Origin of the sequence: Geothrix mesophila, assembly GCF_022808835.1 — a bacterium.
Taxonomy (GTDB): domain Bacteria; phylum Acidobacteriota; class Holophagae; order Holophagales; family Holophagaceae; genus Geothrix; species Geothrix paludis.
In genome coordinates, this window is the sequence record NZ_JAKZLD010000005.1 from 216,099 (window position 1) to 242,670 (window position 26,572).

The following is a 26,572-nucleotide window of genomic DNA, read 5'->3' on the forward strand; positions in this document are numbered from 1 at the left end:
CCCTCTCAGAAGCTCAGGGACAGGCTCCAGCGCAGGCTGCGGCCGGCGAGCCAGGACCATGGTTGGCGCCAGGTGGGGTTGCCTTCAGGGTAGGGGTACTTCCACCAGGCCTTGTTCTCGTCCACGCCAGTGACCGTCTGCCGATTGAACAGGTTGAACACGTCCAGGGAGGGCGTGACCTTGACCCGGCTGAAGCGCATCTCGTAGCGCAGGGTGAGGTCGCATACCACCTGGGTGGGCAGGCGGCCGTGGTTGCCGTACCTGCCGTCGATGGGGTGTGCCGCTCCGTAGTTGCCGAAGTCGTTGGTGCCATCCCAGTCGGTGCTGGGGATGCCGCTCACCAGCCGGGAGAAGGTGCCGACCGTGAAGGTGTGCCCAAAGAGCGGAAGGCTCTTGGTGGCGAGCAGCTTCAGGCTGTGGGTGTGGTCGAGGGGCAGGAGGCCCACACCCACATAGGGCCAGTAGTCGTAGGTGAAGGTCAGGTTGGCATTGGCCTGGAACTGCACGGCCAGGCCCTCGTAGGAGCCCTCGAAGCGGCTGTGGGTGTAGCTGAGCTCGAGGCTGTAGTCGGAGCCGTGCCTGGCCAGGGTGAGGTCGATGGCCCGGTAGAGGTTATAGGCGGTGGGGAAGACGTCGTTCACCCACACGTTGAGTGCGCCGGGGTCATTGTGCAGGGCATTGTTCCGCCAGCGCACGGTGGCGCCGGCCCTGGGATTCCAGAGGATCGAGAAGCCTTCGTCGTCGATGGGATTGCCATTCCGGTCGGTGGGCACCGAGTCCTCGATGACTTGGGTCAGCTTGCGCCAACGGTAGTGGACGCCGGCCAGCCAACCGCTGGCGAAGCGGTGGTCGTAGCCGAGGGTGTACTCATCGCGCCGGGGGAGCTGGATGCCTTCGGCAATGGGCGGCCGTGTCCCCCAGAACCTGGAGTTGTCGTAGGTTGGGCGGGAGTCGAAGCCGGGGATGCCATCGGGATTCCCGGTGATGGTCCAGGCGCGGGTGGTGAGGTCGTAGCTGGCGCTGGCGGGGCTGTAGTTCTCCCAGAGGTTGAAGTAGCCCCCGCCCGTGGTCATCACCGGGTTGAGGGGGATCTGCTCGTAGTACTGGCCGTAGCTCCCGCTCAGCTTGAGGCGGCCATCGCCCCGGAGGTCCCAGGTGAAGCCGAGGCGGGGTTGGGTGACATCCTTGGCCCTGGTGAACTTGAAGAAGGTGGCTCCCTGGTTGTCCCGCTGCTCCTGGCTCTCGTAGCGGAGGCCGTACATCAGGCGCAAGCCTGGCCGGACCTCCCAGGTGTCCTGGGCGTACAGGGCCGAGTAGTCGCCGGAGGCATGTGAATCCCGCGAGGAGAAGCTGCGCCTCAGGCCGCGGAACTGGTAGCGGTCGGGCCCGGAGTTGAACTGGTAGATGGAGATGGCGTAGCCGCCGGTGGTCCGGCCCTGGAAGGTCCACTCCGGCAAGGTCCGGCTGATCCCGACCTTCAGGATGTGGCTGGCGATCAGCCAGCTGAAATCCACGCGCAGCTGGCGCGCGGTGATGGCGCTCTCCGAGGTGTACCACCCCAGTCCGCCGTACGCGAAGTTACTGTCAGGAAGGGTTGACGTCGGCAGGGGGTTTGATCCCCAGGGCCCCAGCGGGCTGAAGTACATCTGGTCGTTCACGCGGACCTCCGTGCCGTCCGTCGGGGTTCGGTCCGATTTGAATTGGGAGCGTCCGGCTTTGACGGCCAACACCATGGACGGGCTGATGATCCAGTCCCAGTTGAGGCTCAGGTTCCGGGTGCGGTCGTGGACTGCGGCGCCGAATTGGGCCGTGCCGTTGGGTGAGGGATAGCGGTTGTCTTGGCTCTGGTCACGGTTACGGTCCTGAAGCGCGAAGGTCACCTGGTGATCCGGATGCGGGAACCAGTTCACCTTGCCGTACAGGTTGCGGGTGTCATCCTTCGCTGGATCGGACCGGAGGCCCTGGTTGTTGGGAGTCACCGAGGCCGGGTCGGGCGCCACCCGGTTGAAGCTGCCGCCGAGGAAGTAGAACAGCCGATCCTTGCGCAGGGGCCCGCTGACCGTGAAGGTGGTGTCCCAGGTCCGCTGCGGATCGTTCGGCTTCAGCTGGCCCACGGCCGGGTTGTACTTCGCGCGTGCCTGCAGCTGCGGCAAAGTCGAGGTGTAGGCCAGGGAGCCGGCGAAAGCGTTGGTGCCCTGCTTGGTGATGGCCACCACGATACCGCCGAGCGCCGAATACTCCGGGGCAAAGCCGCCGGTCTGAACCTCCACCTGCTTGACCCATTCCTTGGGCAATGCAGCACCCTGAAAGCCAGTCCGGAAGTCGTTGGTCACCAGGCCGTCGAGCAGGTAGAGGTTTTCCAGGGAAGATGCGCCGCTCACCGAAGGGTTGCCATTCCAATTGGTGGTGCCGGTGTTCGTGAAGCCCGAATCCTCCACCCCGGGCCCGAGCATGAGCAGGTCGCTCAGGTCCCGGCCGGTGGGCAACCGCTCAAGGTCGGAGGCGGTCAAGCTGGAACCCTGGATGTTCGTGCTCAAGTCCATCTGCAGGGCCTCGGCCACAACCTCGACCCGCGCCTGTCCCGACGGTGCCATCTTCACCCTCACCGGATGAACGGATGCAGTGGTGACGGTGAGGGACAGGGACAGGGCGGTGTAGCCCGCCAGTGTGAACTCCAGGGTCCAATCGCCGGGGTTGAGCAGCGCGAGATGGAACCCGCCCTCAGGGTCCGAGGTGGTCGTCCGCTGGATCTGCGCCGAAGTCGCACGGATTGTGGCGCGCGCCAGGGGGGTGCCTCTGGTGTCGAACACCAGGCCAGAGATCGCCCCAGTGGTGGACGTCTGCCCCCGCAATGGTGGGCCGATGGCCAGCAGAAGAGAGATCAAGTAGCTGACAGACCGGGGGGACACCATACTGCCTCCCTGGGTGCTTCGAAAGCCGGATCAGGTGAGTCAGGTGGATTAATCAGATACATAGTTCAGCGATTGGTCGTTTTTTCAAGGGGGAAAATGCCCTCATCGTGAAGGCTTCCACCGAGTCCATCCTCCGGTTGAGACAAAGCCTCAGCCGAGGGCGGCCCACGTCCTCGGGGCTTTGTTAGGCGCTCTCAATGCCAGCCGAGATCTTTTTCGTAGCCCGTGTTTCTCCTTCATCCTGGCTGGTTCCGTTTCTTTTTCAGCCAGGATGAAGGGGATGAATAGGATCCGGGCCGCTCAATCCCCAGCTAGTTCACGCGCCGGGCGCTGAGCACGACGATGAGGCCGCGGCCCTTCACGACCGAGGTTCCGACCACCACGGTTTCACCTTCTTTCAGGCTCAGTTCTGTGCTCATTCCAGCGACCGCGGGGCGACCATCGGATCGATTCTCCATGAGGTTCAGCCGGAAGGATTCAATCCGGAAGACAAAGGTTTCGCTGCCTGTGTTTTCGAGGACAATCCCGCGGGGGAGCGAACAGTCGATGCTCAACTCAGGGGTGTCCTTGCCCGCGGAAGCACCCATCCCGCTGGGGTCCACGGCGCTCTGCATCCTGATGCCTTCCATGAGTTGTTCCCTGGGATGTACACGCTGAACCACGGTCGCCCCAAGGGTATAGCTGCGATAGTCGAGGGTGTCCTTCAACTGCTTCACCACCCCATCAAGGTTTGATGGGAGCCCGCTGCCCTGTGCCTGAGCCTTCGATGCGAACAGGATCTGAAGGGTCAACTCCACATTCGGGGTCTTCTTGATCGCCGTAGGTGCATCCAGGCGCTTGATCGCTTCTTCGATGGCGGCCAAGTTCTCAGGGAAATCTCGGACAGTGAGCAGCCTCAGGCCATCATCGTTGGTCCAGTCCAAACGGCTGCCCCGCACACCGCTGCCCAGGGCTCGAAGGCTATTGGCGAGCCATAGGGGGCTGCGGTGCTTCACTTCGAACACCTTGCTCTTCATGGCGCGGAGCATGGCGGGGTCGGGGTCAGGCTCAGGGGCCTTGGGCTGGGCGGCGGCGGGCGGGGCGGTGGTCTGGGCCAGGGCCGGGAGGGCCGTGCCGATCAGAGTGGCGAAGGCGAGGGCGAGGCGGACGCTCATGGATGCTCCGTGGACGGTTCGGTTTCGGGAAGGGGCTTGGCCTGGGCCAGCCAGATGATTCGGATGTTGGGATCGGCGGTCTGGAACTCGATGCGCGCGGGAGTTGCGGGAGGCGATGGAGGCTCCTCGCGGGCCGAGGCAGGCGTGCGGCGGGCCGGGGCGGGTGTGGCACGGGCGGCGAGGGGGTGGGGTTGGGGTAGGGCGGGTTTCGAGCCCGGAAGAGCGGGCTCGGGCACCGCAGGCCCAGCCACGGGTGCCGTCGGTTGAGGCTGGCGCAGAGCCCAGGTGAGACTGGCCAGAAGCAGCGCGGCCGCGGCGAGGAGGGAAATGCGCATCCGAGGCGAGAGCGGCCGTGGGCGTGGTTCGGCCGCCACCCGATCCATCAACGCGCGCCGGAGCCGGGCGTGGTCGGCGGCTCCAAAGGGCGCCGCCATGGCCTCTCGCAGCCAGGCCCGGCTGGCTCGCAGATCCTCGGCCGCGGCGCGGCAGGCGGGGCATCCCTCCAGGTGCCGGTCGACGGCGGCCATCTCCGCCGTCCCCAGGTCGTCTCCGGCCCAGAGGGGCAGCAGGTCGAGGACATGGCTCGTCATGGGCGTCCTCCAGGTGTGGATTTCAGGTGGCGGGCGCAGAAGGCCTGCACCTTGGCACGGGCCGAGGCGGCCTGGGAGCGGACCGTGACGGGGCGGACGCCCAGGATCCGGGCAGCCTCCTCCGTGGACAGGCCCTCCAGGTCCCGGAGTACCAGGGCGGCCCGCTCGGCCTGGGGCAGCGTGGCCAGAGCCCGCCGCACCAGGGCCCGGCGCTGGTCGAGGAGGATGGAGGCCTCAGTGCCCAGAGGCGCTTCGCCTTCGAGGACCTCCAGTACCTCCACAGGAGCAGGCCGGGGTCCACGTTTCCGGGTGAGATCGTGGCAGACGTTCACGGCGATGCGGACCATCCAGGCCTCGAAGCGCTCGCCCAGACGGAAGGAGTTCAGGGACCGGAATACGCGGAGGTAGGTCTCCTGGGCCGCATCCTCGGCCAGGTGCCGGTCTCCCAGCATCCGCCAGGCCAGAGCCAGGATCCGCCCTTCGGTGCGCGCCAGCAGATCTCCGAAGGCTTCCACATCGCCAGCCCGGATGCGGCGGATCAGCGGTTCCAATGGATCATCCGCCGATGCTTCCGGAAGCGAGGCCAGCCCCTCATCCATCAGCGCGGCCTCGGTCTCTGGGAACACGTCACGATTCCTCCCTCACCTATCCATACCGGGGGAGCGCGCCAAGTGTTGATCCGAAAATCGAAAAGGAGAACGGAATTAAGGAAGCAGAGGAAAGCGGAGATGCGGAGGGCAACGGAGGGATGAATAGGTCATCCTGCCTCCGTTTTCCTCTGCCCCTCTGCTCTCCTCCGCTTTTCAAATTCCTTTTCGGAGAACTACGCCTCGCCCTTGGCCCGCCGGCTGTAGACGACCACGTAGAGGCACAGGGCCACGAGGGCGGCCAGACCCAGCCACTCGCCCAGGGCGCCTTCGGCCTGGTGGGCCGTGAGGAGGGGGAAGCCTTCGGTCCACTTGAGCTTGATGAAGCTGGCCACCACGCCCATGATGGCGCCGCCGGCCATGAGGCCGCTGGCGATGAGCACGCCGCGGTTCTCCCGGGCCTTGGCATCGGCCTCGCTGGTGCCGGGCTTGGGCCGGTTCACCAGGTGCGCCAGGATGCCGCCCAGGAAGAGGGGCGTGTTCAGCTCGATGGGCAGGTACATGCCCAGGGCGAAGCCCAGGGCGGGAAGCTCCACCATGCGCAGCACGAGGGAGAGCATGATGCCGAGGCCGAAGGCGTACCAGCGCAGGGGCATGGACACGGTGCCGAAGATGCCTTCGAGGATGGCCTTCATGGCGCTGGCCTGGGGCGCGGGAATGGAGGTGCCCAGGGCCATGGTGCCGTCCAGGTTCACCTGCTTGGCCATGAGCCACATGGCGATGCCCGTGAAGAGGGCGGCCACGAAGGTGCCCACGAACTTCCAGCCGATCTGGCGCGCCGGCGTGGCGCCGATCCAGTGGCCGATCTTGAGGTCGGTGCTGAAGGCGCCGGAGGCCGCCAGGGCCGTGCACACGATGCCGCCCACCATCATGGTGAGGAACATGCCGTAGCCGCCGGTGAAGTTCAGCTTGAGCATGAGCACGCCGGTGATCACAAGGGTCAGCATGGTCATGCCGCTGATGGGGTTGGTGCCGATGGTGGCGATGGCGCGGGCGGCGACGGGCGCGAAGAAGAAGGAGATGACCATCACCACCAGGGTGGCGATGAGGGCCGGCACCAGGGCCTGCTTGATGCCCAGGCCGAAGCTGAGGAAGGCCAGGGTGCCCACCATGCTGGTGACGAGGCCCACGGCGATCATGGAGCCTGCGAGGCTGCGCTCGGTGCGGATGGCGGCCTTGGGGGACTCGGCGGCCGCATCGCGATCCATGAGGGCCTTCATGTTGCTGATGATGCTGCGGATCATGTTGGGCATGGAGGCGAGCACCCCCATGACGCCCGCGCCTGCGATGGCGCCCACGCCGATGATGCGCACGTAGGCGAAGAAGACCTGCTCGGGCCTCATGTCGGCGATGAGCTTGGCGCCCGGCGGCACGATCACCGGCACGTGCTGGCCGATGGCGTGGAAGAGGGGCACCAGCACGAACATGCTGAAGAAGGAGCCCGCGGCGATGACGGCGGAGTAGCGCAGGCCGATGATGTACCCGATGCCCAGCGTGGCCGCGCTGTTGAGGAAGTTGAAGCTCATGAACTTCTCGCGCAGGGCCTTCCCCACGTACACATGCTCGAGGCGGATGTACTCGCCCATGCCGCGGAAGATGGATACGAGACCGTCATAGAGGGCGCCGATGCCCGCGGCGATGGCCAGCTCCTTGGCCTGGTTGCCGGCCTTCTCGCCGGTCACGAGGATCTCGGCGGTGGCGGTGGCCTCGGGCCAGGGGAAGATGCCGTGGTTCTCCACCATGAAGTGGTGGCGCAGGGGCACCAGGAACAGGATGCCGATGCAGCCGCCCAGGAAGCTCACCAGCACCACCTGCCACAGGGTGGGCGTGGGCACGCCGCTGCCGGGCGTCTGGGCCAGGATGTAGAGGGCGGGGATGGTGAAGGCCGCGCCGCTCACCACGTGGCTGCTGTTGGCGCCGATGCTTTGGACGATGACGTTCTCGAGGATGGTGTTCTTGCGGGGGAAGAAGCGGCTGAGGCCCACGGCCAGGATGGCGATGGGGATGGCCGCTTCGATGCCCTGGCCCAGCTTCAGGGCCAGGTAGGCCGCCGCCATGCTGAAGATGGCGCAGAAGATGAGGCCCATGGTGATGGCCCGGGGGGTGGTCTCGGGCACGCCGTCCTGGGGGACGAGGGGCACATAGGCCTCGCCGGCGTTCAGGGGGCGGCGCGCATTCGCGGGCAGACCCTTGATCTCCTGGGGTTCGGATCCGTGGGACATGGAGGCTCCTGGGGTTCAGGCCATGGAAGGGCAAAGACTCACGCAGAGATCGCGGAGGCTGGCGGAGGTCGCGGAGAAAAGAAACATGACTGTCTCCTCTGGGTTCTCCGCTTTCTCTGCGATCTCCGCGAGTGTGTTTCAGCTGGGGTAGGACTCAAGCACGGATGCCACCACGCGCCGCGAGAGGCCGTGGTAGCCGGGGCTGGCGGCGGCGAAGATCTCGCGGGCCAGGGCGCGGGTGCGGGCATGCTGGCCCAAGGCGCCGTAGAGCGGCCGGAGGTACTTCATGCGCCCCACGCGGACCAGCACCTCGCGGATGCGCGGGAAGGCCGCCTCGTAGTCCGCAGCCGCGGCCAGGGTCAGCCACTCCACGAGGATCTCGTGGTTGCCCCGGTTCATCAGCTTGAAGTGCGCGTCCAGCCAGGCGCAGTCGGCCTGGGAGAGCTGGCGGGGCAGCTTCTGGAGGTAGACCAGCAGCTCCGAAGGCGTCCAGGCCGCGATCTGGGCCTCGGTGGGCCGCTGGCCGCCGGTCCATCCCTCCGCCAGGGCCGTGAGGCCGTCCAGCTGGGCGCTGCGGAACTGGGGCGCCGTGGCGGGCATCCCGGACTCGTCCAGGTAGGCCTTGGCGTTCACGGCCGCCAGGGCGCCGGGCAGTTTCTCGTCCACGAAGGCGCAGAACTGCTCCGTGGTGATGGAAGTGAAGCGGAAGGCGTCCATGTAGTCGCGGAGGAAGCGGCCGAAGGTGGCCTCTCCCACCTGCCGCTCCAGGGCCGCCACCAGCCTTGCGCCCTTCTCGTAGGGGATGCTGGAGAAGGCGTCGTCGGGATCGATGCCCTCGAGGTGCATGCGCAGCACCGTGAGGTGGGGCTCCTTCTTGAAACGCTCCAGGCTGTCTTCCAGGGCCTTCTGGCCGGTGGCCCAGCCCAGGGCCGCGGCGTCGTCGCCGTGGAGGGTGCGCAGGATCTTGCGCTCGGCCCACACGGTGAAGCCCTCGTTCAGCCAGAAGTGCTCCATGCTGGCGTTGGTGACGAGGTTGCCGGTCCAGCTGTGGGCCAGCTCGTGGGCCACCACATCCACCAGGCTGCGGTCCCCCGCCAGCAGGGTGGGCGTGAGGAAGGTCATGCGCGGGTTCTCCATGCCGCCGTAGGGGAAGGAGGGTGGCAGCACCAGCATGTCGTAGCGGTCCCAGGGGTAGGCTCCGAAGAGGCCCTCGGCCTTGACGATCATCTCCTCCACCCCGGCGAACTCCCAGGCGGCGGCGGCCACCGTCTCCGGCTCCGCCCACACGCGGCTGCGGGGGCTCAGGTCGCGGGATTCCAGGCGCCCCACGGCCAGGGCCAGCAGGTAGCTGGGGATGGGCTGGGGCATGGTGAAGCGGAAGATGTGGCGGCCATCGCCGGTGGCCTCATCGCCGTCCGGGCCCGCGGACATCACCGCGGTGAGGCCCTCGGGCACGGTGACCTCGGCCTGGTAGGACACCCGGGCGATGGGCGTGTCCTGGCAGGGCACCATGGTGCGGGCGTGGATCTGCTGGCACTGGCTGAAGAGGTAGGGCGCCACCTTGCCCTCGGTCTGCTCCGGATCCAGCCACTGGAGGGCCATGGCGTCCGGGGCCGTCCGGTAGCGGACTGTCACTTCCCGGGTGCCATCGGGCACGGTCACCCGCAGGCGGCTGCCCAGGATGGGATCGGCCTCGCCGAGCTCCCAGGGGAGGGAGCCCTTGCCTGGCGCGTCCACCGCGAGGATCTCCAGTCCCTTGGTGTCCAAGTCCAGTGGGCCGGACATCGGGTCGCCGAACTCCAGGACCACCTCTCCAGCGATGCGCTTGGCGGCGAAGTCCACCCCCAGCTTCAGGCGAAGCCGCCGGGCCTTCGGTTGGGCTGCATCGTAGTAGGAATGCGGATCAGGGCGGTGCATGAGGGCCTCGGGGAACCCGCCATCATCCCACAGGGCCCCGATCGGCAAGCGTCACAACTAGGAGGCCCCACTGGCGGGGCCTCCTAGTTGAAAACCGAAGGTTTTCAGCCCGGGAATCACTCCTCGTCCGGAGCCAATCCCTCCACCTTCTGCATCTTGATGACGTCGCCGTGGTCCTTGACGATGCAGCGCAGCCAGTCCTCGGGAGCCTTGGGATGGGTGACCTCGCCCTTCCCGTTGCGGACGTTGCCATCCAGGTACTTCCAGATGAGGGATTCGCCCAGCTTCTTCCACCGGCCCATGAGCTCCTCGGACTGAATGGCGGCGCGCTGGGTGAGGTAGGCCTGGGCCTGGGCGGGATCCTGCTTGTAGAGCTCGAGGGCCTTGCGGTCCACCTCGGCCTGGTCGGCTAGGTAGCGGCCTTCGAGCTCCTGCTGCACCTTCTGGACATCCACGATCATGTCGCTCCAGCGGGTGTAGGTGTAGTTGCTGACGAAGTTGAAGGTCCAGAACGCGCTGTCCCAGCTGAAGGAATCAAAGTTGCCCGTGCCGATGGCGAAGGCCTTGGGCGGCGCCGTGATGGCGCAGGAGATGGGCTGGTAGACCGTGGTGTAGGTGTCGTCCACGCCGAACCACAGCACGCCGCCCACGGGACCGGGCATCCAGCCGCGGGCCTGGCTCACGAAGGAGAACCCGGTCTGCTGGGTGCTGATGGCGCGCTCGTGGAGATACTCCTGGCCGTCCACCTTCCAGGTCATGGGGCGCCAGCGGTAGGGCAGCTTGTAGGGGCCGGCGCCCACGTCCTTGGTCATGTCGAACTCGGTGCCCTCGAAGTGGTCGCGCATGAGCTGCATGACGTCATGCACGCCCAGCTTCTGATCGGGCTTGATGAAGAGCGGCATGGGCTTGGCGCCCTTCACGGCCTTCACGTAGTCGATGGAGAGGTTCTGGCTGGGCGCGGCGCGGCGGAACAGGCTCCACACACGGGCCTCGCAGGCGCGCAGGGCCCCGAAGGTGAGGGGCGCATAGGTGTCGGCGAAGCTGAAGTCCTTGTCCGCCCCCTTGAAGTAGCCCTTCTCCCGGGCGAAGGGGATGAGGTCCTTGCTGTAGATGGCGGTGCTGGGGTCGTTCAGGGGGAACTGGCGGATGCGGGACTGGTTGGCGTGGGCGCTGATGGTGCCGTCCGGCAGGTGGTAGGCCACCCACAGGGCGCCGGTCTGGCCCTTGCCCTTGCCGATCATCTCGAGGATCCAGACTTCGTTGGGATCCGCGATGGAGAAGCTCTCGCCCTCGGAGGCGTAGCCGTACTGCTCGGCGAGGGTGGTCATCACCTGGATGGCCTCGCGGGCCGTCTTCGCGCGCTCCAGGCCGATGTAGATGAGGCTGCCATAGTCGATGATGCCGCTGGGGACCTGCAGTTCCTTGCGCCCGCCGAAAGTGGTCTCCGCGATGGTGACCTGGTGCTCATTCATGTTGCCGACGCGGGTGTAGGTCACGGGGGCCTCGGGGATGCTGCCCAGCACCTTGCCCGTGTCGAAGGTGAAGCCGCTGTCCCACTCCCGGATCACGCGCACCTCGCCGGGGCTGTGCTTCCCGCCGGGCTTGAAGTAGAGCTCGCCGTAGAGCGTGTGGCTGTCGGCGGCATAGGTGATCATCGTCGACCCATCCTTGGTCGCGCCCTTGGTCACGAGCAGGTTGGTGCAGGCGTCCAGGGCCGCGCCGGCGGTCAGGAGGGTGGCGAGGAGGACGAGGGGGCGGATGCGCATGGAGATCCTTTGGAAGTCGGGACGAAAGGGCGATGCTACCAGATGGCCGGGCGGTCCTTCTCGGGCCGCTTCATGGGGTCGCCGTCCTGGCAGCCGAAGGCCTCGTAGAACTCCGGCAGATTGGCGAGCGGGCCGTTCACGCGGAACTTCGCCGGGCTGTGAGGATCGGTGACGGCGCGGAGGCGGGTGGCCTCCTCGCGGGTGAGGGTGCGCCAGGTCTCGGCATAGCCCAGGAAGAACCGCTGTTCAGGTGTGAAACCCTCGATCTTTCCGACGGGGGGTTTGCCCTTCTGGCTCAGCTTCCAGGCACTCCACGCGATCTTGAGGCCGCCCAGGTCGGCGATGTTCTCGCCCAGGGTGAGCTTTCCGTTGAGGTGCAGGCCAGGCAGGGGCTCGAAGGCGTCGAATTGCTTCACCACCAGCTCGGCGCGCTCGTTGTAGGCCTTCTCGTCCTCAGGGGTCCACCAGCTCTTGAGGTTGCCGTCCGCGTCGAACTGGCGGCCCTCGTCGTCGAAGCCGTGGGTCATCTCGTGGCCGATGGTGGCGCCGATGTTCCCGTAGTTCACCGCGTCATCAGCCGTCGCGTCGAAGTAGGGCGGCTGAAGAATGCCCGCGGGGAAGACGATCTCGTTCATGGTGGGGCTGTAGTAGGCGTTGTTGGTCTGCGGCGTCATGCTCCACTCGTTCCGGTCGATGGGGCCGCCGAGCTTCGCCAGGCGCCGCTGGAACTCGAAGCGGCGGGCCTCCAGGAGGTTGAGCACGTACGGCTGCCGCTTGACCTCGAGCTGGGCGTAGTCGCGCCAGACATCCGGATAGCCGATCTTCACCCGCATGGCGGCCAGCTTCTGGCGGGCCTTGGTCTTGGTCGGGCCGCTCATCCAGGCGAGGCCGTCGATGCGGGCCTTCAGCGCCGTGCAGAGGTTCTCCACCATCTCCAGCACCTTGGCCTTGCTGCTGGCAGGGAAGGCGCGCTGGACGTAGAGCTTGCCCAGGGCCTCGCCCAGGCCGCGGTCGGCGGCGAACATCACGCGCTTCCAGCGGGGATGCTGGGCGGTGGTGCCCTGGAGCTTCGTGCCGTAGAAGGCGAAGGATGCCTGCTCGAAGGCCTTGGGCAGGCCCGGGGCGGCATCGTTGAGAAGCGTCCAGCGCAGGTAGGTGCGCCACTGGTCGGCGGGGACCTCCTGGATCATGCGGCCCAGCTCGGCCATGAAGGCGGGCTGGCGTACCACGAAGCGGTCCGGGGTGGGGGCCGCCAGGGCCTTCAGGTAGAGCTCCGCGGGGAAACCGGGCGCGGCGGCCTTGAGCTGGACGGGCGTCATGGCGTGGTAGACGGCGTTGGGATCCCGCTGCTCCACCCGGGTCATGCTGGCCTTGGCGAGGCTCGTCTCCAGGTCGAGGATGCGGTCGGCGTCCCCGGCCTGGAAGCCGGCCATGGTCATCATCTTCGCGACATGGGCGCGATAGGCGGCGAGGAGTTCCTTCGACTTGGGATCATCCTTCAGGTAGTAGTCCCGGTCCGGAAGGCCGAGGCCGCCCTGGGCGAGCACCATGGAATAGCGGCTGCTCTCCTTGTCGTCCTGCTCGACGCCGAAATAGAAGCCCGCGAAGGCGCCCAGCCGGTGCAGGTCCGCCAGCACGGCCACCAGGGAGGCCGCGTCCTTCACGCCGTCGATGCGCGCGAACAACGGGGCGAGGGGCTTGAGCCCCGCGGCCTCGATGCCGGCCTCGTCCATGCCGCTGGCGTAGAAGTCCCCGACCTTCCGGGTCTCGGAACCTGGGGCGGCCTTGGCGGCCGCCGCGGATTCCATGATCTCCCGCAGGATCTGGTGGGTCCGGGTGTCGATCTCCTGGTCCACGCCGTAGCGCTCGTACTCGGCAGGGATGACCGTGCGCTTGGCCCAGCCGCCCACGGCGTACTGGAAGAAGTCCTGGCAGGGCCTCACGGTGGGGTCGAGGTTCGCCGGGTTGAAGCCCTTGTAGGGCAGCTGGGCGGAGAGCGGCGCCATCAGCGCCAGTACGAGCAGTACGGAGCGGTTCTTCATGCCATTCCCTTTTTTCGATCTCCGGAATGCGCTGCATTCCGGAGCATGGATCACCAGATGGCCGGCCGCACCTTGGCGTCCCGCTTCATGGGCTGGCCGTCAGTGCAGCCGAAGGCGTCGTAGAACTCCGGCAGGTTGGACAGGGGGCCGATGACGCGCTCCCGGCCGGGGCTGTGGGGATCGGTCTTGAGGCGCACGGAGAGGGCCGCCTCGCGGATGTGGTTGCGCCACACGGCCGCGGCGCCCAGGAAGAAGCGCTGGGGGCCCGTGAAGCCGTCGATGGGCGCCGGGGCGGGCTTGCCCTTGAGGCTGTTCTGGTAGGCCGCGAAGGCGATCTTGAGGCCGCCGATGTCGGCGATGTTCTCGCCCAGGGTGAGCTTGCCATTGACGTGCTCGCCCTTGATGGGCTCGTAGGCGTCGTACTGCTTCACCACGAGGTCGGTGCGGGATTGGTAGGCCTGCTTGTCCGCCTCGGTCCACCAGTTCTTGAGGTTGCCTTCCGCGTCGAACTGGCTGCCGCTGTCGTCGAAGCCGTGGGTCATCTCGTGGCCGATGACGTAGCCCAGGGCGCCGTAGTTCACGGCGTCGTCAGCCTTGGCATCGAAGAAGGGCGGCTGAAGGATACCCGCGGGGAAGACGATCTCGTTCATGGTGGGGCTGTAGTAGGCGTTCACGGTGGGCGGCGTCATGCCCCACTCCGTGCGGTCGATGGGCTTGCCGAGCTTGGTCAGGTTCTCGTGGACGCGGAAGGCAGCGGCACGGCGCACGTTGCCGAAGAAGTCATCCCGCTTCACGTCGAAGGCGTAGGTCTTCCATTTGTCGGGATAGCCGATCTTCACGCCGAAGGCGTTGAGCTTCGTGAGGGCCTGCTGCTTGGTTTCCGGGCTCATCCAGTCCAGGTTCGTGATGCGCTCGCGCAGGGCGACGCGGAGGTTCTCCACCAGCTCCAGGACCTTCTTCTTGGATTCGGGCGGGAAGGCCACCTTCACGTAGAGCTGGCCCAGGGCCTCGCCCAGGGTGCCGTCCGTCATGGCCTCGATGCGCTTGGCGCGGGGCTCCCGCTCGGGCGTGCCGTTGAGCACCTTGCCGTGGAAGGCGAAGGCCTCTTCGCCGAAGGCCTTGGGCAGCAGGTTGGCGGTGGCGCTGAGGGCATGCCAGCGCAGGTAGGTGCGCCACTGGGGCGCGGGCACGTCGGAGGCCAGCTTGCCGAAGGCCTGGAAGAAAGAGGGCTGGCTGAGGTTCAGATCGGCGAGCTTGACCCCGCGGGCGGCGAAGTAGGCCCTCCAGTCGAAGCCGGGGGCTTCGCTCGTCACCTGGTCGAGGGTGCGCTTGTTGTAGGTCTTCTGGGGATTCCGCAGCTCCACGCGGGTCCACTGGGCCTGAGCCAGGCGGGTCTCCAGATCCAGCACCACCTTGGCGCGGACCCGGGCGAGGTCCGGCGCGTCGCCCGCCAGCTCCAGCATCTTCGCGATATGCGCCTCGTACTTGGCGCGGATATCCCGGCTGCGGGCGTCATCCTTCAGGTAGTAGTCGCGGTCGGGCAGGCCCGTGCCGCCCTGGCCCAGGTAGCCCAGGTACTGGGTGGAGGCCTTGGCGTCCTGGCGCACGAAGAAGCCGAAGCCGCCGGGCAGGCCCTGGCTGTGCAGCTTCGCCAGCAGGGCGGGGAGCTGCTTCGTGTCCTTCAGGCCGTCGATGGTGGCGAAGATCGGCTTCATGGGCGCCAGGCCACGCTTCTCCATGGCGCTTTCGTTCATGCCGGAAGCGTAGAAGTCACCCACCTTCTGCTGCACGCTGCCCTTGGCCCAGGTGGTCTTCGCGCTGGTCTCGTTCAGGATCTTCTGGAGGATGGCGCGGTTGCGCTCGCTCAGTTCCTCCATGGCGCCGTAGCGGGACTTGTCCGCCGGCAGGCTGTGGGACTTGAGCCAGCCGCCGTTGGCGAACCGGTAGAAGTCGTCGCAGGGCTTCACGGTGGTGTCCAGGTTGGCGGGGTCGACGCCGGGCTTGGGCTGGGCCACCAGGGAGAAGGCCGCAAGGCCCAGACAGAGGCCGAGGGAGGCGCGCAGAGAGGAAGCCATGAATAACCTCGTAAGTTGAGGGTAAAAGCCTATCAGGAAGAACTCCGAAGTGATATATGCACCACTTTCTGCAGTTCGGCGTGGATAACGCCGTCGGCGTCCCGCCATTCCACGGGATAGGTGCGGTCCACCTTGGGCTGGTCCCGGAGGAGCTGGCGGATCCCAGCCAGCTCGGTCTCGTCGATCCGGAAGGTGGCGGACAGGAGGCTGCGGCCCGGCTTGCGGAAGCGGATGGAGGCGGCCTTGTCCCACACCACGTACTCCGGTCCGAGCCGGTGGATCAGCATGAGCATGTAGATGGGATCCGCTCCGGCGTAGAGGCTGCCGCCGAAGGTGGTGCCCACGTAGTTCCGGGTCCGCCAGGAGAGGGGCAGGCGCACGCGGACCTCGGACCAGTCCGAGGCGATGAAGGTCACTCGGGCCCCCGTGCCCCGGTAGCAGGGCCAGAGGTTGAATACCCAGCGGAAGAGGCGGGTGCGGAGGGATTCGCGCAAGAGATTCCGGGAAGGCTAGAAGCGGACCGTGACCTTCTCGCCTTCCTTCATGTGCACGGTGTCGATGAAGTGCACCTTCCGGTCCTGGTAGGTGAGCACCAGGCTCTGGGTGCGGACGCCGTGGCCGAAATGGAGCACGCCCTTCAGGAGGTTCCCGTGGGTGACGCCGCAGGCCGCGAACACGATCTGCTTGCCGGGGCAGAGGTCGTCCGTGAAGTAGATGCGGTTGAAGTCCACGCCCATGGCCTCGGCCTTCTCGCGGCTGGCGGTGTTGGTGTCCACCTTGAGGCGGCCCTGGATCTCGCCGTTGAGGCACTTGAGGGCGGCGGCGGAGAGCACGCCTTCGGGCGCCCCGCCGGTGCCCATGACCGCGTGGATGCCCGTGCCGCTGACGGCGGCGCTGATGGCGGCGCTGAGGTCGCCGTCGCCGATGAGCTGGATGCGGGCCCCGGCCTTGCGGATGTCGGCGATGAGCTGGGCGTGGCGCTCCCGGTCGAGCACGGTGACGGTGATCTCCTCGACTTTGCGGTCCAGGGACTTCGCAATGATCTCCAGGTTCTCCTGCACGGGGGCGTTGAGGCTCACCTTGCCCTTGGCGGCCGGGCCCACGACCAGCTTCTCCATGTAGAGGTCCGGCGCGTGCAGCAGGCCGCCCTTTTCCGTGGCCGCCAGCACGGCGATGGCGTTGGGGGCGCCGGTGGCGCAGAGGTTCGTGCCTTCCAGGGGATCCACGGCGATGTCCACCGCCGGGTGGTCCCCGTCCATGTCCGCCCCCATGCCCACCTTCTCGCCGATGAAGAGCATGGGCGCCTCGTCCCGCTCGCCCTCGCCGATGACGATGGTGCCGTCCATGCGGACGGTCTCCATGGCGTGGCGCATGGCCTCCACCGCGAGCTGGTCGCTGTACTTCCGCCGACCGTGGCCGACGGAGGAAGCGCAGGCGATGGCGGCCTGTTCGACCACGCGCAGGAATTCGAGGGACAGGGTCTGTTCCATGGGGGGCTCCGGATGGGCGGGTCGGATGGGCTCAGGCGAGCCGGTTCACGCTCTGATGGATCCAGTCGAGGAAGCCCTCGGACCCGGCTTCCACGGGAAACATCAGGATCTCCGGGACTTCGTAGGTGTGGAGGTCCGAAATCACTTCCGACACCTGGGGGAAGAATTCCCTGGTGGTCTTGATGATGAGCATCACCTCTTCGTCGAGGTGGGTTTCGCCCTTGAAGTAGTAGTAGCTCTTGATGCTGGGGACGATGTTCACACAGGCGGCATAGGCCTGATCCACCAGGGCCGCGGCGATGGTCAGAGCTGTCTCCTCGCTGCCGCAGGTGGTCATGATGGTGCAGGCGTCGCTCATCGGGTGGACTCCCCGCCCGGCGGGCGGAACCCGCCATTGTATCGTGCCGGCAGGGGCGCCGTTGATCACGAAGCTCGGAGGTGGATCGCGACGGCACCTGCGTGGTCTGACCACGGCCGGGCGGAGGTTGGGAGCGATATTCGCTGGGGGACCATCGGTTGGGGATGCTGCCGAATGACTCACGGGGAGGTGGGCCGCTTACCCTTCTGGGGTTTCGACCCACCCGAGCCCCGGATTCGAACGCGTCTGGCTATGCCAGCCGCCGGTCTTGTTTGGAGGTCGGCCATTCTCCGTATTCGGCGCCGACCCACCAGGGCGCGGATTCGAACGCACCCGGCTTCGCCGTGTGCCGGTCTTTCTCCGGCGCGACATCGAGTCGCGCCTCCGAAATCCCACTCGGAAGTTCGCCGCTTACCCTTCTGAGGTTTCGACCCATCCGGGCCCCGGATTCGAACTGCGTCTGGCTGCGCCAGCCGCCGGTCCCGCTTCGGCGTGCCATCTAGGCACGCCACGGGCGGTCCCACTCGGAGGTTGGCCGCTTATCCTTCTGAGGTTTCGACCCATCCGGGCCCCGGATTCGAACTGCGTCTGGCTGTGCCAGCCGCCGGTCCCGCTTCGGCGTGCCATCAAGGCACGCCTCGGGCGGTCCCACTCGGAGGTTCGAATCATTGTCTTTTCCCGACCAATAAGAAGGGGGCCCGCAGGCCCCCTTCTTATTGGTCGGGGCGAGAGGATTCGAACCTCCGACCTCTCGGTCCCGAACCGAGCGCTCTACCAGGCTGAGCCACGCCCCGACGAAGGTTTGACTCTACTGGAAACGGGCGGGGCCGTCCAGCCCGGGACTACTCGGACTCCAGGCCGAGGCGGATGCGCTCCCGACGGCGGGCTTCGAGGAGGCGCAGGGCACGGCGGAGGGGATCGGGATCCTCCGGCGGGGCGGGGGCTTCCGCAGGCGGGTCGCAGGGGGTGATCTGGAGGCCGGTCAGGCTGAGGTTCAGGGCCCGCTGGATGCGGTCGCGGATCTGGGGCCACACGGCGGTGGCGGCGTCGCGCAGGGGGCCGATCCGGGTCAGTTCCCAGCAGCCCATCACGAGCACGTTCCGCTCCACGCGCAGCGGGCGGGTGCGTTCCGCCAGGACGGGGCCCACCACGAAGACCCAGGCGGCGCGCAGGCGCGCCAGGGCCTTCTGGTCCGGCTGGCGGGCGCCCAGGGGCACCAGGCGGGGGACGCGGCGGCGGTCGGCGCTCATGGCTTCCAGCGGGGCGGGGGCAGGGGGGCGCAGGCCCGTTCGCCGTTGAGCAGCACGGGCGAGGCCAGGGTGGGAACCATGGCGTTGGTCTCGGCTTCGAACAGGGGCTGGAGCAGGTTGTGCAGCTCGCCGCCCTGGCGGAACAGCACCTCGTCCACGGTACGGATGCGGCTGGCGGGGATGGCGTTGGGTTCGCAGAAGGCCAGCACCCGGTCCACGGTGCTGGCTAGCGTGCGGGCCTCGATGAGGGCCACCAGCGCCTCCCGGTCCTTCACGCGGCCCCGGTTCTGCCGCCACTCGGGCCGCGCGTCCAGGTCCAGGTCCAGCCACATGGCCAGCACCTCGAACTGGCGGTCGCTGCCCACGGCGATGGCCACATCACCATCGGAGCAGCGGAAGGTCTGGTAGGGCACGATCTGGGGATGGGCGTTGCCCCAGCGCTGCGGGGTCTTGCCGGTCATGAGGGCGCCCGCCCCGACGTTTGCCAGGCCCGCCAGGGCCGCCTCCATGAGGGGCACCTCGATGTGGAGGGCCTCGCCCGTGCGCTCGCGGTGGAGGAGGGCCGCCTGGATGCCGTTGGCGCAGTAGAGGCCCGCCAGCACGTCCACCAGGGCCACGCCCACCTTCATGGGGCGGCCCTCCGGCTCGCCGGTGATGGCCATCCACCCGCTCTCGGCCTGGATGATGAAGTCGTAGCCGGCGCGCCGGGAGGCCGTGACATCCGAGGCGAACCCGCGGACGGAGGCCAGGATGAGCTTGGGGAACCTGGCGTGGAGCCGCTTCCAGCCAAGCCCGAGGCGATCCGCGGAATCGGCGCGGAAGTTCTCCACCAGCACATCCGCGTCCTTCAGCAGCTCGAAGAGGCAGGTCCGGCCTTCCTCTGCGTGGAGGTCGATGGTCCGGCTGCGCTTGCCGCGGTTGGCGCAGCGGAAGTAGGCGCTTTCGCCGGATTCGCCGTGCTCGAAGGGCGGTCCCCAGCCCCGCGAAGGATCCCCGTCCGGGGGCTCCAGCTTCTGGACCTCGGCCCCGAAGTCCGCCAGCAGCTGGGTCGAGAAGGGGCCTGCGAGCACGCAGGACAGATCCACGATCCTGATGTGGGACAGGGGCTTGGGCATCGGGTTCTCCGCCACCCAGCCTACTTCATGTGCTTCATGCGCCCGCGAGGGATCAGCTGGCGGCCACGGTGCGTCGGTAGGCCGCGACCAGCGAGGCCGCGATGTCCCCGGGCTCGTGGCCCAGGAAATCCTGGCGCTGCATGAGGTGGACCAGCTGCCCGTCCTTGAAGATGGCGGCCTGAGGGCTGGTGGGCATGGCGCCCTCGAAGTACTCGCGGGCCTGGGCCGTGGCTTCCTTCTCCATGCCGGCGAAGACCGTGACCAGGTGATCGAAGCGCAGGCCCTGCGTGCGGAGGGCCTCCGTCACGCCTGGCCGGGCCCCAGCCGCCGCGCAGCCGCAGACGCTGTTCACCAGCAGGAGGGTCGTGCCGGGCTGCTGCAGGGCCTCGTCCACCTGCGCGGGCGTCAGAAGCTGGCGGAAGCCCACCTGCAACAGTTCCTCACGCATCGGAGCGACCATGTATTCCGGGTAGTTCGACACCACAGCCTCCAGGGGTTCTAAAAGTTTACCTATCAAGTCAAGATTGATCCAGATCACATTTCCGGAGGTCCCATGCGACTGGTCCTGGTGGGTGGAAGCCTGCGCCCCGCATCCCTGAACACCCGGTTTCTCAAGCACCTGGCGGCCGACCTGGAAACCCACGGCCACGAGGTGTCCAGCTTCGCCGGGTCTGCGCTCCGCTTCCCGCTCTACGAAGAAGGGGAGGCGCCGACGGCGGATCTCCAGGAGTTGCACGGGAAGCTCGGGAAGGCCCAGGGTCTGGTGATCGTGTCGCCGGAGTACAACTCAGGCATCCCGGGCCACCTGAAGAATGCCGTGGACTGGCTCAGCACCATGGCTCCCAGTCCCTGGCAGGGCTTGCCGGTGCTGCTGTGCGCCGCGAGTCCGGGCGCCTTCGGCGGGGCCCGCGGCCTGGTGGCGTGGCGGGCGACCCTGGCGAACATGGGCGCGCTGGCCTTTCCGGGCGCGATCACGGTTCCGCATGCGGACCAGCAGCTCGACGAGCGCGGCGCCCCGACCGATCCCCGCACCGCCGCCTCCGTCTCGAAGACGCTGGCGGGGTTCCTGGCCCTGGCGGCCCGGCTTCACCCCGAGTGAGTTCGTGCGATCCTGAACTGTCCTCTCCGGAGCCGCCATGAAGGATTTCTTCAAGACTTTCTTCGCCGCCCTGCTGGCCCTGATGGTGGCCGGCGCGCTGGCCTTCGTCATGTTCCTCGGCGTCCTGGCGGCCCTCGGTTCCTCCGGGAAGCCCGTGGTGCCCAGCAAGGCCGTGCTGGTGTTCGACCTGGACACCAGCCTGTCCGACGCGGATCGCGAGCCCGAGCCCAGCGAGGCACTCAGTGAAGCCCTGGGCGGCGGGGGTGGGCATGCCCAGTCGCTGCCTGCGGCCATCGAGGCCCTGGACCGGGCCGCCTCCGACAGCCGCATCACGGCGCTGTTCCTCACGGGCAACCTGCAGGGGGCCGGTCCCGCCCAGCTGCGGGAGCTGCGGGAGGCGATCCAGCGCTTCAAGGCGAAGAAGCCCGTGCTGGCCTACAACCAGGGCTGGAGCAAGCGGGACTACTACCTGGCCGCGGGCGCCAGCACGGTGTTCATCAACCCCTTCGGCGAGATGGAAGTGAACGGCCTGGCCAGCGAGCCGATGTTCTTCGGCGAGGCCTTCAAGAAGTACGGCGTGGAGGTGCAGGTCACCCGCGTGGGCAAGTACAAGAGCGCGGTGGAGCCCTTCATCACCGACCGCATGAGCGAACCCAACCGCGAGCAGGTGCAGAAGCTGCTGGAGGACATCTGGAGCGAGTGGAAGACCACGGTGGCCAAGGATCGCAAGAAGACCGCCGACGACCTCCAGGCCATTGCTGACGAGAAGGGGCTCGTGGAGGCCGACGAAGCCAAGAAGATGGGCCTGGTGGATCGCGTCGCCCCCTACGACGAGGTGCTGGACGAGCTGAAGAAGCTGGCCGGGAAGCAGCCCAAGGACAAGGACTTCCCCCAGATCGCCCTGGCCACCTATGCGGGCATCCCCGGAGAAGCGAAGACCGGCAGGACCCGCATCGCCGTGGTCGTGGCCGAAGGCGAGATCGTGGATGGCGAAGGCAAGGCCAACCAGGTGGGCGGCGAGCGCCTCAGCCGCGAGCTCCGCAAGCTGCGCCTGGACGACCGCATCAAGGCCGTGGTCCTCCGCGTGAACAGCCCCGGCGGCAGCGCGGCGGCGTCCGAGCTCATCCAGCGCGAGGTCATCCTCACCAAGAAGGTGAAGCCACTCGTGGTCTCCATGGGCCACCTGGCGGCCTCCGGCGGCTACTGGATCAGCACCTACGGCGACCGCATCTTCGCCGAGCCCAGCACCATCACGGGCTCTATCGGCGTCTTCGGCCTGCTGCCCAACGTGAAGAAGCTGGCCAACGACCATGGCATCACCTGGGACAGCGTGCAGACCGCCAAGCTGGCCAACCCCATGACCCTGGCCCGGCCCAAGAACGATCTGGAGCTGGCCCGCATCCAGGGCCTGGTGGACCGCATCTACGAGCAGTTCGTGGCCAAGGTGGCCGACAGCCGCAAGATGAAGAAGGAGGCGGTCCACGAGATCGCCCAGGGCCGCGTGTGGTCCGGCCAGGAGGCCGTGAAGCTGGGCCTGGTGGACGAAGTCGGCGGCCTGGATGCGGCGGTGAAGTACGCGGCCGGCCGGATCAAGGCGGGCGACGACTACCAGGTCGTGGGGCCCGAGCGGGAGCCGGACACCCTCCGGGAAATCCTGAAGAACCTGGGCGGCAAGCCCCGGAAGCTCGCCAAGCCCGGTCCGGTGGATGGGCTGGTGGACTCGTTCCGCCACCAGCTGGACCTCCTGGCCTCGCTGAATGATCCGCAGGGCGTCTACGCGCGGCTGCCCTTCGAGCTCGAGCTGAAATAGCTGGGCGCTCCGGCGCCAGGAGGCCCCCATGCTGGGATCCAGACCCATGGGCGAATGGATCCAGGCCTACGCCCGGAGCCATCAGCACCCGGTCAACCAGGCCTGCCACACGGTCGGGATTCCCCTCGTCACGCTCTCGATCCTCCTGCTGCTGGGCGCTCCCTTCGTGCCGGGCCTGTGGAAGCTGGGCCTGGGTGCCTTCGTGATCGGGTGGATCTTCCAGTTCCTGGGACATGCGGTGGAAGGCAAGCCCCCGGAGTTCCTCAAAGACTGGCGGTTCCTGTTCGTTGGCCTCCGCTGGTGGGCGGCCAAGGTGAGCGGGCGGTCCATTCCGCCCCTCTGATCGCGAGGCGCCATGGACTCCTCCTCCTTCGTCTCGGCCATCGTCCTGCTGGTGCTGGTGACCGATCCCCTGGGCAACATCCCGGTCTTCATCGGGCTGCTGCGCCAGGTGGATCCGGCCCGGCGCCAGCGGATCATCATCCGCGAGGTGCTGTTCGCCTTCGCGATCCTGCTCTTCTTCGCGCTCTTCGGCCAGAAGGTGCTGCGACTCATGCACCTGACGGACACCTCGCTGGGCATCGCGGGCGGCGTGATCCTCTTCCTCATCGCCCTGAAGATGGTGTTCCCCCATGCGGAGGCTCCGGCGGATCTCCCCGTCCATGGAGAACCCTTCCTCGTGCCCCTGGCCATCCCCTTCATCGCCGGCCCCTCGGCCATCGCCACGGTGCTGCTGCTGGTGAGCCGAGAGCCCCACCGGCTCTGGGAATGGCTGGGCGCCCTGTCCGTGGCCATGGCCATCTCCGCCGTGGTGCTCGGGTTTGCGGAGAAGATCGCCGCCTTCCTGGGCGAGAAGGTCACCCTGGCTTTCGAGCGGCTCATGGGCCTGGTGCTGACGGCCATGGCCATCGAGATGCTGCTGGCGGGCATCCAGAAGTTCGTCATCCAGCTCCGGACGGTCTAGCTCTTCCGCTTGAGGCTCAGCTCCAGCGTGAACTCTGCCACGGGCTCGAAGGTGCCGTCCGGCAGCTTCACCGCGGCCTGGATGTGCATGGGCTCCGTGAGGCGCTCCTCGGAGGCCAGGGTGCGGCGCACCTGGTCGCGGATGGCCGCGCCCTCCTCGCAGATGAAGTAGACATCGGATTCGGGGCGCTTGAGGAAGGTGGCCTGGAAGGCCTTGAAGACCAGGGACACCGCCTGGCCGGACCGCTTGATCTGGTCCATGGCCAGCAGGCCCCCGGCGCAGTCCGCGCCGATGGCCAGCGCGCCGAAATACATGGAACCCAGGTGGTTCTTCGTCCAGCGCCGGAGGGGGATCCGCACCACGCAGCGGGCTTCCGTCAGCTCGACGACACTGGGACGCACGGAGGCCAGGAGGGGGATCTTCAGCCAGCCGAACAGGCGCATGCCGAAGGTCTGTTTGAAGCGGTCGAAGGCGGGGGACATCCCCTGATTCTCAGCCTCAGACCTGGTTCACGTCCAGCAGGCCTTCCGGTGGATCCAGGTCCAGGCGGCGGTTCGGCAGGTCCAGGGTCCACCAGGCCTTGATGTAGGGGATGTCGCGCTGGCCCGTGCGGCCGGGGCGCAGGTCCCGCATCACCACCATGTCGTAGCCCGCGGGCCCGGGATCCAGGCGCAGCACCTCGCCCACCTTGCGGCCCCCGATGAAGACCTCGCAGCCGATCCACTGGTGACGGAAGCTCTCGCCCTCGTCCAGGACCGCCGCCGATTCGGGCATCCACAGGGCCCAGCCCTTCAGTGCCTCGGCCGTCGTGCGGTCGAGCACCTCGGCGAAGGCGAGGCAGGGCCTGTCCTGGTGCCACCGGAAGCCTCGCAGCTTCACGGGCCGGGCCGGGGCGGCCGCCTCGCCGTGCTCGAGGTCCATCTGGGGCGGCGCCAGCAGCAGTCCGGCCATGCCGTCCAGCCGCTCGGGGTCATCCATGACGGCATGGAAGAGGAACTCGCCCTTGAGCCCCTGGACCTTGGCGAGATGGCCCGCAAGAAGCATCTAGGCCTCCCGTTCGTCCTCGTCGTCCAGCTCGAGGTTCACCATCAGGTCCGCCTTCTCCCCGGCGACCTTGCAGAGGGTGCGAAGCGCCGAGATCATGCGCCCGTGCTTGCCGATAATGCGCCCGCGGTCCCTGGGGTCCGCGAAGACCAGCACATCGCGCTTCCGTCCCTCGCCGCTGACCTCGACCCGGAGGGCCTCCGGATGGTCCAGCAGGGGGGTCAGCACATCGCGCAGGAAGGCTTCGGGATTCATGGGCGCTCCACGAACAAAGAAAGCCGGACCCTGGCCCGGCTTTCGGCGAACGGAAACCGGCTACAGGATCTGGTTCTTCTTGAACAGATCAAGGACGGTCTTGGAGGGCTGGGCGCCCTTCTGGAGCCAGGACTTGGCCTTCTCGGCGTCGATGCGAACCTCTTCGCCGGCGCCGGCGATGGGGTTCACGAAGCCCAGCACCTCCACGGCGCGGCCGGTGGGGATGCGGTCATTCTCGGAGACGACGATGTGGTAGAACGGGCGCTTCTTGGCACCATTGCGAGCAAGTCGGATCGAAAGCATGGGCACTCCCTGAGCAGGAGAGTGTATCGCGGAATTCACCCGTTCCCAAGCGCTAATTCAGGGCTCGAAGCTCGAGGGCGGGAAGCTGCCTTCCATGACGGCCTGGCGCTCCCGGACGTTCCGGCGGAGGGTCGGCCAGCGGGGGTGGGTCCGCATCTTCTCGAGGAAGGGTGAGGACTCGTACCAGCGGGCGCAGCTGAACCCCTGGACGAAGGCCCGCGTGGCGCAATCCACAGCCCGATCCGAATCGCCGAGGAGCGAATAGGCCTCCGCATGCTTGAAGGTCAGTTCCCCGTCGGGAATGCGGAGCTTCCCGCGGACATCGTCGATCCGCCGGAGTTCGGCCAGGCCGTCCGCGGTCCGCCCCTCCAGCAGGGCGCGATAGACCCGGGCGAGGTCCTGGAAGGGGCTGAAGCCCCCCGCCGTCTCGGCGTCCTTCATGCGCCCGAGGGCCGTCTTGCGGTCGCCTTTCAGCAGGGCGAGGTAGCCCAGGTAGAACAGGACGCCCGAATCCTCGCGCAGAGTCCTCGCCTGCTGCACGTCCTGCTCGAAGGCGGACCAGTCCCCGATGTAGAGGTTGGTGGTCTCGACGGTCCAGGAGGAGGCGGGGGACAGGGGGGCGAGGAGCTCCTGCCGCCGGAGCATGGCCGACCGGGCCCCCGTCAGCAGGCCCGAGGTGCGGCCGGCGTAGGTGAGGCCGAGGAAGATGTCGGGAACCTCCGGGCGCAGGCGCATGGCCTCGTCGAGGACCCGCAGGGCCACATCCTGGTTTCCCGTGTCCGTGAGCATCAGGGACCAGAGGAAAGTGGCCCGGGGGTGGCCGGGCACCAGCTCCACGGCCCGCTGGAACGCCCTGTGGGTGCGGGAATTGAGACCGATGCCGGCCTCGGCGGGATCCACCCACAGGCTGCGGTAGAGGTGATCCCCCAGCGTGGTCCAGGCGGTGGCGCACATGGGTTCGGCCTCGGCCAGGGCCTGGGTGGCGGGCAGCTGGTTCGTGGCTTCCCGGTCGTCCCGGATGGCCATGGCCCGCAGGAGCTGCCAGAACCGCTCGGGATCCCGGGGGTAGAGGTCGGCCCGGAAGCGGTGGCGTCGATCCAGGGGCCACCGCGCCACCCAGGTGTCCATGGCCTGGGCGGGATCCATGGGGGGCTGGGCATCCCGGCGCCAGGGGCGACCCGCCAGGAGCTCCGCGGGCGTGGTCCACTGGGTGGTCAGGGCCAGCCGCTGGCCGTCCCGACGTCCGTGGAAGCGGAACAGGGCGAGGTCGGACGGGAGTTTCCGCAGGTCCGCCGGGGCGGGAACGGCCGCGGCGTGGGTGACCGTGATTCCCGCCAGTACCTCGAAGTGGTCCGAGATCAAGGTTTCGAGGCCCAGGTTCACCTCGGTCTGCTGCGAAGGTTCGGAGCTGATGATGAGCACCCGCCGCGCCCGAGCGGCGTGGGCGCTGGACCGCCACAGCCATGCCCCGGTCAGGCTGACGGCCAGGATCACCCCGAAGACCATCCAGGTTCTGGCGGATGTCAGGGGACGGGGGAGCACCAAGGGTCCTCGCTAGA

General features: G+C 67.5%; 24 protein-coding genes and 1 tRNA gene. 4 read left to right on the forward strand and 21 right to left on the reverse strand.

The features are described from left to right. Positions 1-5 precede the first annotated feature (5 nt). The 16 genes from MLG87_RS15450 to MLG87_RS15525 all read right to left on the reverse strand — a co-directional run bounded on the left by MLG87_RS15450 (position 6) and on the right by MLG87_RS15525 (position 19,998). Positions 6-2,810, reverse strand: a complete 2,805-nt coding sequence (locus MLG87_RS15450) for a TonB-dependent receptor (protein WP_243295961.1) — start codon at positions 2,808-2,810, stop codon at positions 6-8. A 413-nt stretch (positions 2,811-3,223) separates the two neighbouring features. Then, complete coding sequence (locus MLG87_RS15455) at positions 3,224-4,066, reverse strand: secretin N-terminal domain-containing protein (RefSeq protein ID WP_243295962.1); 843 nt, start codon at positions 4,064-4,066, stop codon at positions 3,224-3,226. Beyond that, entirely contained in the window at positions 4,063-4,656 is a 594-nt protein-coding gene (locus tag MLG87_RS15460) for an anti-sigma factor family protein (RefSeq protein ID WP_243295963.1), read from the reverse strand. The genes MLG87_RS15455 and MLG87_RS15460 overlap by 4 nt, the downstream gene beginning before the upstream one ends. After that, positions 4,653-5,282 (reverse strand): RNA polymerase sigma factor, encoded by a 630-nt coding sequence (locus MLG87_RS15465; protein WP_243295964.1) that lies wholly within the window; start codon positions 5,280-5,282, stop codon positions 4,653-4,655. Before MLG87_RS15465 ends, MLG87_RS15460 begins: the two co-directional genes overlap by 4 nt. Before the next feature lie 197 nt (positions 5,283-5,479). After that, the gene (locus MLG87_RS15470) at positions 5,480-7,525 is read right to left on the reverse strand and encodes an OPT family oligopeptide transporter (protein WP_243295965.1); all 2,046 of its coding nucleotides are present in this window, start codon (positions 7,523-7,525) and stop codon (positions 5,480-5,482) included. A gap of 138 nt (positions 7,526-7,663) precedes the next feature. Further along, positions 7,664-9,442 carry a M1 family metallopeptidase gene (locus MLG87_RS15475; RefSeq protein WP_243295966.1) on the reverse strand — a complete coding sequence of 593 codons (1,779 nt, stop codon included), beginning with the start codon at positions 9,440-9,442 and terminating at the stop codon, positions 7,664-7,666. A 116-nt stretch (positions 9,443-9,558) separates the two neighbouring features. After that, positions 9,559-11,208: a dipeptidase gene (locus tag MLG87_RS15480; protein ID WP_243295967.1), complete on the reverse strand. Its 1,650-nt coding sequence runs from the start codon at positions 11,206-11,208 to the stop codon at positions 9,559-9,561. Between the two features lie 35 nt (positions 11,209-11,243). Continuing rightward, entirely contained in the window at positions 11,244-13,250 is a 2,007-nt protein-coding gene (locus MLG87_RS15485; RefSeq protein WP_243295968.1) for a M13 family metallopeptidase, read from the reverse strand. 50 nt (positions 13,251-13,300) lie between these two features. Further along, the gene (locus tag MLG87_RS15490; RefSeq protein WP_243295969.1) at positions 13,301-15,325 is read right to left on the reverse strand and encodes a M13 family metallopeptidase; all 2,025 of its coding nucleotides are present in this window, start codon (positions 15,323-15,325) and stop codon (positions 13,301-13,303) included. 32 nt (positions 15,326-15,357) lie between these two features. Beyond that, positions 15,358-15,819: a DUF4442 domain-containing protein gene (locus MLG87_RS15495; protein WP_243295970.1), complete on the reverse strand. Its 462-nt coding sequence runs from the start codon at positions 15,817-15,819 to the stop codon at positions 15,358-15,360. Positions 15,820-15,834: 15 nt separating this feature from the next. Further along, entirely contained in the window at positions 15,835-16,815 is a 981-nt protein-coding gene (gene glpX, locus MLG87_RS15500; RefSeq protein ID WP_243295971.1) for a class II fructose-bisphosphatase, read from the reverse strand. A 31-nt stretch (positions 16,816-16,846) separates the two neighbouring features. Then, positions 16,847-17,173, reverse strand: coding sequence for a divalent-cation tolerance protein CutA (gene cutA, locus MLG87_RS15505; protein WP_243288678.1), 327 nt, complete (start codon positions 17,171-17,173; stop codon positions 16,847-16,849). A gap of 717 nt (positions 17,174-17,890) precedes the next feature. Next, positions 17,891-17,967, reverse strand: a tRNA-Pro gene (locus MLG87_RS15510). 48 nt (positions 17,968-18,015) lie between these two features. Continuing rightward, entirely contained in the window at positions 18,016-18,423 is a 408-nt protein-coding gene (locus MLG87_RS15515) for a DciA family protein (RefSeq protein WP_243295972.1), read from the reverse strand. Next, positions 18,420-19,538, reverse strand: a complete 1,119-nt coding sequence (locus MLG87_RS15520) for a CaiB/BaiF CoA transferase family protein (RefSeq protein ID WP_243295973.1) — start codon at positions 19,536-19,538, stop codon at positions 18,420-18,422. Before MLG87_RS15520 ends, MLG87_RS15515 begins: the two co-directional genes overlap by 4 nt. 52 nt (positions 19,539-19,590) lie before the next feature. Further along, positions 19,591-19,998, reverse strand: coding sequence for a BrxA/BrxB family bacilliredoxin (locus tag MLG87_RS15525; protein ID WP_279341342.1), 408 nt, complete (start codon positions 19,996-19,998; stop codon positions 19,591-19,593). A 93-nt stretch (positions 19,999-20,091) separates the two neighbouring features. On the opposite strand from MLG87_RS15525, the gene MLG87_RS15530 reads away from it, so the two are divergent. From MLG87_RS15530 to MLG87_RS15545, 4 genes are read left to right on the forward strand one after another with little or no spacing between them, the layout of a single operon-like run. Continuing rightward, positions 20,092-20,637 carry an NADPH-dependent FMN reductase gene (locus MLG87_RS15530; RefSeq protein WP_243295975.1) on the forward strand — a complete coding sequence of 182 codons (546 nt, stop codon included), beginning with the start codon at positions 20,092-20,094 and terminating at the stop codon, positions 20,635-20,637. A gap of 37 nt (positions 20,638-20,674) precedes the next feature. Beyond that, complete coding sequence (gene sppA / locus MLG87_RS15535) at positions 20,675-22,447, forward strand: signal peptide peptidase SppA (protein ID WP_243295976.1); 1,773 nt, start codon at positions 20,675-20,677, stop codon at positions 22,445-22,447. Between the two features lie 28 nt (positions 22,448-22,475). Next, complete coding sequence (locus MLG87_RS15540) at positions 22,476-22,790, forward strand: Mpo1-like protein (protein WP_243295977.1); 315 nt, start codon at positions 22,476-22,478, stop codon at positions 22,788-22,790. Positions 22,791-22,802: 12 nt separating this feature from the next. Beyond that, positions 22,803-23,411 carry a MarC family protein gene (locus MLG87_RS15545; protein WP_243295978.1) on the forward strand — a complete coding sequence of 203 codons (609 nt, stop codon included), beginning with the start codon at positions 22,803-22,805 and terminating at the stop codon, positions 23,409-23,411. On the opposite strand, the gene MLG87_RS15550 is transcribed toward MLG87_RS15545, so the two are convergent. From MLG87_RS15550 to MLG87_RS15570, 5 genes are read right to left on the reverse strand one after another with little or no spacing between them, the layout of a single operon-like run. After that, entirely contained in the window at positions 23,408-23,893 is a 486-nt protein-coding gene (locus tag MLG87_RS15550) for a PaaI family thioesterase (RefSeq protein WP_243295979.1), read from the reverse strand. The two genes, MLG87_RS15545 and MLG87_RS15550, sit on opposite strands and share 4 nt — an antisense overlap. A 16-nt stretch (positions 23,894-23,909) precedes the next feature. Then, positions 23,910-24,455, reverse strand: coding sequence for a ribosome maturation factor RimM (locus MLG87_RS15555; protein WP_243295980.1), 546 nt, complete (start codon positions 24,453-24,455; stop codon positions 23,910-23,912). After that, positions 24,456-24,710, reverse strand: coding sequence for a KH domain-containing protein (locus MLG87_RS15560; protein ID WP_243295981.1), 255 nt, complete (start codon positions 24,708-24,710; stop codon positions 24,456-24,458). It lies immediately after the preceding gene. 60 nt (positions 24,711-24,770) lie between these two features. After that, positions 24,771-25,013 carry a 30S ribosomal protein S16 gene (gene rpsP, locus MLG87_RS15565; protein ID WP_243295982.1) on the reverse strand — a complete coding sequence of 81 codons (243 nt, stop codon included), beginning with the start codon at positions 25,011-25,013 and terminating at the stop codon, positions 24,771-24,773. Positions 25,014-25,070: 57 nt separating this feature from the next. Next, on the reverse strand, positions 25,071-26,555 hold the full coding sequence (locus MLG87_RS15570) for a tetratricopeptide repeat protein (RefSeq protein ID WP_243295983.1): 1,485 nt from the start codon (positions 26,553-26,555) through the stop codon (positions 25,071-25,073). Between the last annotated feature and the right edge of the window lie 17 nt (positions 26,556-26,572).

Excerpts from the sequence above, each read along its gene's own strand:
- MLG87_RS15455 (WP_243295962.1), bottom strand. The coding sequence starts at position 4,066 with ATGAGCGTCCGCCTCGCCCTCGCCTTCGCCACTCTGATCGGCACGGCC.
- MLG87_RS15460 (WP_243295963.1), bottom strand. The coding sequence starts at position 4,656 with ATGACGAGCCATGTCCTCGACCTGCTGCCCCTCTGGGCCGGAGACGAC.
- MLG87_RS15470 (WP_243295965.1), bottom strand. The coding sequence starts at position 7,525 with ATGTCCCACGGATCCGAACCCCAGGAGATCAAGGGTCTGCCCGCGAAT.
- MLG87_RS15475 (WP_243295966.1), bottom strand. The coding sequence starts at position 9,442 with ATGCACCGCCCTGATCCGCATTCCTACTACGATGCAGCCCAACCGAAG.
- MLG87_RS15480 (WP_243295967.1), bottom strand. The coding sequence starts at position 11,208 with ATGCGCATCCGCCCCCTCGTCCTCCTCGCCACCCTCCTGACCGCCGGC.
- MLG87_RS15485 (WP_243295968.1), bottom strand. The coding sequence starts at position 13,250 with ATGAAGAACCGCTCCGTACTGCTCGTACTGGCGCTGATGGCGCCGCTC.
- MLG87_RS15490 (WP_243295969.1), bottom strand. The coding sequence starts at position 15,325 with ATGGCTTCCTCTCTGCGCGCCTCCCTCGGCCTCTGTCTGGGCCTTGCG.
- glpX (WP_243295971.1), bottom strand. The coding sequence starts at position 16,815 with ATGGAACAGACCCTGTCCCTCGAATTCCTGCGCGTGGTCGAACAGGCC.
- cutA (WP_243288678.1), bottom strand. The coding sequence starts at position 17,173 with ATGAGCGACGCCTGCACCATCATGACCACCTGCGGCAGCGAGGAGACA.
- MLG87_RS15515 (WP_243295972.1), bottom strand. The coding sequence starts at position 18,423 with ATGAGCGCCGACCGCCGCCGCGTCCCCCGCCTGGTGCCCCTGGGCGCC.
- MLG87_RS15520 (WP_243295973.1), bottom strand. The coding sequence starts at position 19,538 with ATGCCCAAGCCCCTGTCCCACATCAGGATCGTGGATCTGTCCTGCGTG.
- MLG87_RS15525 (WP_279341342.1), bottom strand. The coding sequence starts at position 19,998 with ATGGTCGCTCCGATGCGTGAGGAACTGTTGCAGGTGGGCTTCCGCCAG.
- MLG87_RS15530 (WP_243295975.1), top strand. The coding sequence starts at position 20,092 with ATGCGACTGGTCCTGGTGGGTGGAAGCCTGCGCCCCGCATCCCTGAAC.
- sppA (WP_243295976.1), top strand. The coding sequence starts at position 20,675 with ATGAAGGATTTCTTCAAGACTTTCTTCGCCGCCCTGCTGGCCCTGATG.
- MLG87_RS15540 (WP_243295977.1), top strand. The coding sequence starts at position 22,476 with ATGCTGGGATCCAGACCCATGGGCGAATGGATCCAGGCCTACGCCCGG.
- MLG87_RS15545 (WP_243295978.1), top strand. The coding sequence starts at position 22,803 with ATGGACTCCTCCTCCTTCGTCTCGGCCATCGTCCTGCTGGTGCTGGTG.
- MLG87_RS15550 (WP_243295979.1), bottom strand. The coding sequence starts at position 23,893 with ATGTCCCCCGCCTTCGACCGCTTCAAACAGACCTTCGGCATGCGCCTG.
- MLG87_RS15555 (WP_243295980.1), bottom strand. The coding sequence starts at position 24,455 with ATGCTTCTTGCGGGCCATCTCGCCAAGGTCCAGGGGCTCAAGGGCGAG.
- MLG87_RS15560 (WP_243295981.1), bottom strand. The coding sequence starts at position 24,710 with ATGAATCCCGAAGCCTTCCTGCGCGATGTGCTGACCCCCCTGCTGGAC.
- rpsP (WP_243295982.1), bottom strand. The coding sequence starts at position 25,013 with ATGCTTTCGATCCGACTTGCTCGCAATGGTGCCAAGAAGCGCCCGTTC.